The 8,119-nt window shown below is 58.5% G+C and carries 7 protein-coding genes; 4 read left to right on the top strand and 3 right to left on the bottom strand.

Going from position 1 to position 8,119, the window contains the following annotated elements; all coding sequences use genetic code 11:
* Window positions 1-387: 387 nt before the first annotated feature.
* Window positions 388-969, bottom strand: coding sequence for a DJ-1/PfpI family protein (locus EOS_RS18655; protein WP_047848133.1), 582 nt, complete (start codon window positions 967-969; stop codon window positions 388-390).
* A 560-nt stretch (window positions 970-1,529) separates the two neighbouring features.
* Window positions 1,530-2,420 carry a LysR family transcriptional regulator gene (locus EOS_RS18650; RefSeq protein ID WP_047848132.1) on the bottom strand — a complete coding sequence of 297 codons (891 nt, stop codon included), beginning with the start codon at window positions 2,418-2,420 and terminating at the stop codon, window positions 1,530-1,532.
* A 155-nt stretch (window positions 2,421-2,575) separates the two neighbouring features.
* Here EOS_RS18650 and dld point away from each other — a divergent pair, with 155 nt between their 5' ends.
* The 4 genes from dld to EOS_RS18630 all read left to right on the top strand — a co-directional run bounded on the left by dld (window position 2,576) and on the right by EOS_RS18630 (window position 6,411).
* Window positions 2,576-4,315 carry a D-lactate dehydrogenase gene (gene dld, locus EOS_RS18645; protein WP_047848131.1) on the top strand — a complete coding sequence of 580 codons (1,740 nt, stop codon included), beginning with the start codon at window positions 2,576-2,578 and terminating at the stop codon, window positions 4,313-4,315.
* Between the two features lie 284 nt (window positions 4,316-4,599).
* Window positions 4,600-5,034, top strand: coding sequence for a cupin domain-containing protein (locus tag EOS_RS18640; RefSeq protein WP_047848130.1), 435 nt, complete (start codon window positions 4,600-4,602; stop codon window positions 5,032-5,034).
* A gap of 77 nt (window positions 5,035-5,111) precedes the next feature.
* Window positions 5,112-5,468: a nuclear transport factor 2 family protein gene (locus EOS_RS18635; RefSeq protein ID WP_047848129.1), complete on the top strand. Its 357-nt coding sequence runs from the start codon at window positions 5,112-5,114 to the stop codon at window positions 5,466-5,468.
* A 145-nt stretch (window positions 5,469-5,613) separates the two neighbouring features.
* Window positions 5,614-6,411, top strand: a complete 798-nt coding sequence (locus EOS_RS18630) for an SDR family NAD(P)-dependent oxidoreductase (protein WP_047848128.1) — start codon at window positions 5,614-5,616, stop codon at window positions 6,409-6,411.
* A gap of 199 nt (window positions 6,412-6,610) precedes the next feature.
* On the opposite strand, the gene EOS_RS18625 is transcribed toward EOS_RS18630, so the two are convergent.
* Window positions 6,611-7,588 carry a helix-turn-helix domain-containing protein gene (locus EOS_RS18625; RefSeq protein WP_235442873.1) on the bottom strand — a complete coding sequence of 326 codons (978 nt, stop codon included), beginning with the start codon at window positions 7,586-7,588 and terminating at the stop codon, window positions 6,611-6,613.
* Window positions 7,589-8,119 lie beyond the last annotated feature (531 nt).

Below are 8,119 nucleotides of genomic sequence, written 5' to 3'. Positions count from 1 at the left end.
GGGGGCATCAGCAGACCGGGGCTCGGGCCGGGGCGCGCGCGGCGGCTTGGCAACGGGTTTGGCGGGCTTAGGCTTAGCCTGTGCCCGTTTCGCCTGTTGCTCTTTCGCGAGTTGCTCTTTCAATTCAGCGAGCTGTTCAAAGCCCATAGCACATAACCAGGCAGATAAAACCTCGATTCTAGCAGTCTGCCGCGCCCGGCGTTCTCCTTGCCGGACGGGCGGGACAATCTTCACACAACTGCAACAATCGGCCGACGCCAGCGAACGCCGGAAATCGGCCGTCAGCCGCCGATAATCGCCGTGTTGGTGCCAACCCAAGCATCCAGCACGCAACGACCCTCTCAAAGCTCCAGATTCCGCTCCGAAAGGGTCGGCCGACGAGACCGCTCAGAGCGAGATTTCGGTTCCAAGCCGCGCGAGGAACTGACCCAGCCATTGGGGATGAGCGGGCCATGCAGGGGCCGTGATGAAATTGCCATCGGTAACCGCGCTATCCACTTCGATGTCCGCGTAGTCCGCACCCGCTAACCGAACTTCCGGCGCGCAAGCGGGGTAGGCGGAAATCCGCTTGCCGCGAATCACATCCGCTGCCGCCAGCAACTGAGCGCCGTGACAAACGGCGGCAATCGGTTTTTCGGCGGCAGCGAACTGCCGTACGATTTCGATCACCCGTTTGTTCAGGCGCAGATATTCCGGTGCACGGCCACCGGCGATCATCAGCGCGTCGTAACCGTTGACATCGACGTCATCGAAGTTCGCGTTCAGCGCAAACAGATGACCCGGCTTTTCCGTATAGGTCTGGTCGCCCTCGAAGTCGTGAATCGCGGTCTTGATCTTGTCGCCGCTCTTCTTGCCCGGGCACACGGCGTGTACGGTATGACCGACCATTTGCAGCGCCTGGAAAGGCACCATCGTTTCATAATCTTCAGCAAAATCGCCGGTCAGAAATAAGATTTTCTTGGCTGCCATCTTGTTCTCCTGTCAAAGACAATCACGTTCGAACGCGGCCCGGCCGAACCGGAACCATCTGATTCATCTTAGCTTGTCTTCATTGCAAGTCGAGATTGTTGTCGATGTTCATTAAACTTTGAATCGCGCTGGCCAACCTCTGCGACGATGGGTGCGCTGCGGTAACGGCACCCCCATGCTTTAGGGTCGCATCGACGTCGCTCGACGCGACAAGTGGAGTCAGGGGCTGTCGATTAGATGCCCAATGAAGGTTAGCCGGCTCAGTTCGGTCGGTGGAAACAGATTCTTTCGCAATCGTCTGTCCCGGGTTCGAGCTGTGGCCGGTCGGCGTCGGACCTAGTGCGGCCAACTGCAGACGTCCACCATCTCGCGCCGAACGGCTGGTACTCGGTCTGTTGCTGCCGTTCGTGTCCAACAGATTGCGGCCGCATAGAGAGTCCAAACGCGCGCTTCGCGATAAGCAGGTCATTGCCACACGGCAGGATCAAGCCGCAATTTACAAGCGGCATGCAACCGAACAACGTGTTGCCTGACTTACATGCGCAAGGGGACAAGCGAAATCAGCAGGCCACTCGCTGCTGCCGCAAAATCCTGACAAAGTTCAGCACGGTCGGCGACTTTTCGCGCGGCCGATGGATCAACGCGATACCGGTCGAAAGCGGCTTGCCCTGCAGTTCGTGATACGACACGCCTTCAACCTGGATCTGCCGGATCGACGCTGGCACCACAGCAACGCCGAATCCAGCGGCGACGAGGTTCGCCGCCGACGATATCTGTGGCGACTCCATGCTTATCGAGGGCGCGAAGCCGGCTTCGCGGCAGGCGCTGATAATCGAGTCGTATAGATCCGGGCCGATCGGCCGCGGAAAGAGAATGAACGAATCGTCCGCAAGGTTTGCCAGATCGACGCGCCGTCGCCGGTTCAAGCGATGGTTCGCCGGCAACACCGCCAACATGTCTTCGTCGACTAGCGGTTCGACAATCAGATCCCGGCAGTTCAGCGGCATGCGCACCAGAGCGGCGTCGAGCTGCCGCTCGGCGACCCGGTCGAGCAGCAGCGAGCTATTGCTTTCCTCACAACTAATCGCGACGTGCTCATACGCATGCCGATACTTCTGCATCGTTGTCGCGACCATTGGATGAAATACCGTGGAGCCCGCGAAACCGAGCGATAGCCGTCCCGTCTCTCCGCGTCCCGCGTTCTGTACTTCAACGAACGCCTGCTGCGCGTCCTCCACGATGCGCCGCGCGCGCTCGCGAAAGAGCCGTCCCGCTTCGGTCAGTTCGACGCGACGCGGATGCCGGATGAGGAGCTGAGTGCCGATTTCCCGCTCAAGCTTCAGGATCTGCTGGCTCAAGGGTGGCTGGGCGATTCCCAGATGCGCCGCGGCATCGGTGAAATGCAAGTGCTCGGCGACGGCGAGGAAGTAGCGCAACTGGCGAAATTCCATATCTTTTTCGTCTCCAAAAAGTGACTTCGAGATATTGGACTAATGACCGGCCTGATTTTAACCTTTGCGTCAGCCTGAAGCGCTCACAGGCCTCACCCGAAATAACTGGATGAAGTCGACGCGCGTCACGCTCAACGTTTCCTAAGGAGAATCCGATGTCAGCAGCGCGCGCACCATTAGCAACCCTCCCGGCCAGCGCGGCCCACACGTTGATTGCAGATCTGCGCAACATCGTCGGCAAGAAGCACACCCTGATGGATGACAGCGCGACCCGCCGCTATCGCACGGGCTTTCGTTTTGGCGCAGGCAAGGCGCTCGCGGTGGTACGCCCCGGCACGATTGTCGAACAATGGAACGTGCTGCAGGCGTGCATCACGGCGAATGTGATTGTCATTACGCAGGCGTCGAACACGGGCCTCACGGGTGGCTCGACACCTGACGGCAACGACTATGATCGCGACATCGTGATCGTCAGCACGAGCCGCATGAAGAAGGTGTACGTGATCAACGACGGCAAGCAGGTAGTCTGCCTTCCGGGGGCGACACTCGACCAGCTGGAAAAAATGCTCAAGCCCCTTAACCGCGAGCCGCATTCGGTGATTGGCTCAAGCTGCATCGGCGCGTCGGTATTCGGCGGTGTCTGCAACAACTCGGGCGGTGCACTGGTGCAGCGCGGCCCGGCGTATACGGAAATGGCGGCATTCGCGCAGGTCGATGCGACAGGCAGACTGAGTCTCGTCAACCATCTAGGAATCGAACTCGGCGAAGCACCGGACAGCATCCTTGGCCGGCTTGAGCGTGGCGAATTCTCGGATTCCGATGTCCGGCACGACGCGGGGGCTGGATCGGACCATGGCTACGCGACCCACGTGCGCCAGGTCGATGCCGATACGCCGGCCCGCTTTAACGCTGATCCACAGCGCCTCCATGAAGCGTCAGGCTCGGCCGGCAAGGTGATGGTATTCGCGGTACGGCTCGACACATTTCCGATCGAGCAGAACGCAAAGGTTTTCTATATCGGCACGAACCGGCCCGACGAGCTTACTGAGATCCGCCGTCACGCGCTGCACGACTTCAAACACCTGCCTATCTCGGGCGAATACCTTCATCGCGACGCCTTCGACATTGCTGAGGAATACGGCAAAGATACCTTCCTCGCAATCAACTATCTTGGCACGTCCCGGTTGCCCGCGTTGTTCGGACTAAAAAGCCGTTTCGATGCGCTGTTCGATCGCTTCGGGTTTTTCCCTTCCCATTTGACCGACCGCGTCATGCAGGCTGCAAGCCGGCTGTTCCCAAGCCATCTGCCGCCGCGAATGAAACAGTATCGTGACAAGTACGAGCATCACCTGATGCTGAAGGTGACGGCCGAAAGTGTCGAAGAAACGCGTGCCTTCCTATCAAGCTATTTTGAAAGCGCCACCGGCGGCTATTTCGAATGCACCGACGAGGAAGGCAGGAAAGCGTTCCTGCAGCGCTTCGCCACCGCCGGCGCCGCGGTCCGCTATCGTGCCGTGCATAACCGGGAGGTGGAGAACATCGTTGCGCTCGACGTTGCACTGCGCCGTAACGATCGCGACTGGATCGAGACGTTGCCGCCCGACATCGGAGAGACGATCTCCATCAAGTTGTACTACGGCCACTTCCTATGTCACGTGTTCCACCAGGATTACATCGTCAAGAAGGGCAACGACTGCCTCGAAGTCGAACACAAGATGTGGACGCTGCTGGACCACCGCGGTGCCGAATATCCAGCGGAACACAACGTCGGTCATCTGTACCACGCGAAGGCCCAGCTCGCCGGGTTCTATCAGCAGCTCGATCCTTGCAACTGCTTTAACCCGGGGATCGGACAGACGTCGAAGTTCGCGAAGTACCGGGAAGCGGCGGCCTAGCCTCTCTGTCGCATGACAAAGACCTTGTGAGCACACCGCCTTGGTAGAGCGAAGTAACTCAACACGCCTTGTTTTGCGACGCCGCCGGGGTTTGTCAAGAAGCCTCGATGTGGTAGTCGCCAGCCGTTAACTAGCTACTACATATCTGGCGCCCTCCGAGTGCACTGGCAGGCAACTCGGGTTGCGCTAGCGTGCAATCTTTCTCCCGGTCCCTGCGATATCGTTGTTTCACCCACAAACCTTGCTGAACTCCAACACGGTTCGGCTGATCTCAGGAGACGACGATGGAAATCAAACCAAAGGTGCACGAAGAAGCGGTTCAAATTAACGACATTCCGTGGAAGCCCTTCCCGGACGCCCTCTCTCATGGCGGCATTCGCTGGAAGATGCTGCACGCCTCTCCCGAGATGGGCGCATGGACTGCGATTTTTGACTGTCCGGCGGGCTCGTCCTTCAACGCGCACTTCCACGTTGGGCCAGGTGAATACCTGCTGACCAAAGGCCGTATGGACGTCCGTGGTGGCAGTGAGCACGGTGGCGACACAGTCGTAGCGCCAGCATACGGATACGAGTCTGCAAATGCCCGACACGACAAGACCGCGTTCCCGGTCGATAGCGAGTTCTACATGACATTCCTGGGACCGCTCGCTTTCATCAAGGAGGACGGCACTCCCATCATGGTAGTGACCTGGGACGAAGCGCAGCGCGCATACGCCTGAGCAGGCGAACGCTTCGCCATGCGCCGGGGATGGCCACCATTGCCGGTCACCAACCTCACCGTTGATGGACTCTCACCATGTCAAATTCCACTGAGCAGGCAGAAGCAGCAACCAAGCAGGTCCTCGACCACCACCTCGGCGCGTTTGCTCACGGCGTTGAGGAGATCCTCAAGGATTACGACGACAGATCCGCCCTCGTTACGCCAAACAAGACGTTCCGTGGCCGCGAGGAGATAACGGGCTTCTTCAAGGCATTCCTGGACGGTGCCGACCCAGCGTTCTGGCCGGCGTTCAAGATTACAAGCATGAGCACGGTGCGCGACGTGGCATATCTCGCGTGGGAAGCGAAGCCGTGGGTTACTCTGGCGACAGACACGCTGGTCGTCAAAGACGGGAAAATTGCGGTTCAGACGTTCACTTCTTTTTCGGCCTAATCGGCCACTGTGATTGTCATCGCAACGCGCAATTGTGAATCGAACAATAGTTTTATATGTACTACTACGTAAATCGACGAACCTATTAACTAAATTTTAGGTCAGCTTTCGCTTCCTGCGTTGCTGACCCATGTTAGGAGGATTTATGGACAGACTCAAAGGTAAGGTTGCTATCGTCACTGGCGCTAGTTCCGGTTTTGGACGTGGCATCGCGACGGCATATGCCGCTGAAGGAGCAAGCGTGGTGGTCAGCGACATCCACGAGGCGGCGAATCAGGGCGGCTTTGAAGGCGATCCGCAGTTGACGACGGTGGCTGCGATTAACGAGGCTGGCGGTAAGGCTCAGTACGTCGCGTGCAATGTCACCAAGCAGGACGAGGTTGCCCATCTTGTCAAAGAAACCGTCAGGCTGTTTGGTGGCCTTGACGTGATGGTGAACAACGCTGGCATCTATCGCGCAGGTAAGCTTGCGCACGAGTTCGGGGTCGAAGACCTCGATGCGTGCTTCGACGTCAATGTCCGAGGAACATGGTTCGGATGCCAGGAAGCCATCAAAGTGTTTCTGGAGCAGGGGCGAGGCGGAAACATCATCAACATCGTCTCGACGGCGGGTCTCCAAGGTCATCCGAATCAGTCCGTCTACAACATATCGAAGGGAGCGGCAGCGAATCTCACCCGCTGTTTGGCAATCGAGTACGGGCGCGACAAGATCCGGGTGAACGGCATCTGCCCGACGTACGCGAAGACGTCGCTGACCCGTGCTCTGTTCGACAACAAGGACTTCGACAAGATTTTTACGGAGGCAATCCCTCTGAAGCGCTGGGGCGAAGTGGAAGACATCGCGAATCTCGCGATATTCCTGGGGTCCGACGAGTCGAGCTACATCCACGGCGACCTCATCCGCATCGACGGCGGTGAAACGCTCTGTCGCTTTTCGGTCTAACTGACTCCACTAGTCTATCTTCGCAACCAAGAGAACGATTTCGACGTTGAACTGACGTGGAATAAAGGTCGGGAGCCGGCGTATACGCACGGTGACGGGTACGGCCACATAGCCGTGGCAGTTGCAGAGTTGGAAAATGAGCATGTCCGGATGAGCAGTCTCGGCATCAATCCGGACAGGCTAGCTCCTGTCTTCTTTGTCACACCAGTTCATCCGCAGGACCAACGTCCACAGTCTTGCGTACGTCGCCCGGAGAGGCTCCGTACTTCTCCTTGAACGCCCGGCAGAAGTGGCTGGGCGAATTGAATCCCCAGCGAAACGCAATCTCGGAGATACGCTGCCGGTTGTAGGCCGGGTCCGTCAGCGCCTGTTTGCAGGCGTGCAATCGCCTGTCCAGAATCCATCCGGAAACAGTCATGTCGCTGCGTTGAAACAGCATGTGCAGGTAACGCAGCGAAATGTGATTTGCCTCAGCAATGCGGGTCGGGCTCAGGTCGTCTTCGTGCAAGTGTCGGAGGATGAAGTCCTGCACACGTCTGAGCATAGCCGCACTGGCATCGAACGCCGCGGACGGTTGCTGGCCTGATAGCGCGATACCCAGTAATTCAAGCGTGGACCGACTGACGGACCCTTGAACGCTCTCCTCAAGCGTTGCGATTTCGTTTGAGAGGGCCAGAAGATGCACAGCTAGCAACGAGCCAACGCCCGTGCGGCTTTCGATTTTGCCTCCGGTCGGAAGCAGTTTGCGTTCGGGTAGCTGTTCTCGCACAACCGACCATGGAATCATCAACGTCACCTTATGCAGGCGCTCGAGAACCTCAAACTCGACCACCTGATCAGTCGTCCAGACCACGACATCGCCAGATGCGACTTCCACCCCCGAGTCGCCAATCTTGAACCGCTCACGGCCACCAGTCGTGAGCTGAACACCGACATAGAGCTCATCATCGTGGCGAACATGTCCGCGCGTGCGCCGCCCCGTGCACGGGTCGCATACCGTTTCGACAATCCCGGCGCCAGCGAAATCGTGCTGTTTCACATGAGCATAGAACGTCGCTGGAAGGCGATGAGGAACCTGCCACTCTCGGTAGCTCGTACTGAGCACCGATTCCCAGGCATCTGTGCGGTCCCCTAAGGGAACATCGCTGGTTGACCATTCGGTCGAGGGATTCTGCACGTCGCGTCTCCTGTCTTCTTCGCGCCGCAGCATCTATTGCGTGCAGCGTGCGCGCACCTCTGCCCGATTACGGTACATGCGAAGAGGCATCGCTAGCAGTAGGATGTACCCTGTTCGAGTCCCATTTGTCTCGTACGCTATCCGTCGCCCGAACGGAGCAGCACATATAGGTCGGCCACCTGAGGCGGCGCCAGATATCGGCGAACGAGCCATCGCTTTGATTCCAGCAACGCCTAAGACGCCCCCAAGGGACAAACTAAACCAAAGGTGGTATCGGCTTGAACGTGTCAGGCGAAGGGCGAGCCGATGGCGGCGCCGGCTATGTTTGCTGGAACGAACGAATCCAGCGCTTCTCCTGCGGGCCAGCATCTTTGTTGAAAAGGTCTTTCCAAGCGCGCAGCAATATGAAAGCGGCCAAACGATGCGGCCGGCCGCCATCGAGAGTGTTGCCATCATGAGAAAGCCGGTGCCGCCGCGGAAACATCGACCTGCTGCTACGGCTGCTGCAGCTACGCTGCGCGATGCCACGCC

This window comes from Caballeronia mineralivorans PML1(12), assembly GCF_001028175.1.
Taxonomy (GTDB): Bacteria; Pseudomonadota; Gammaproteobacteria; order Burkholderiales; family Burkholderiaceae; genus Caballeronia; species Caballeronia mineralivorans.
This window is presented reverse-complemented; position numbering and strand designations above follow the sequence as displayed.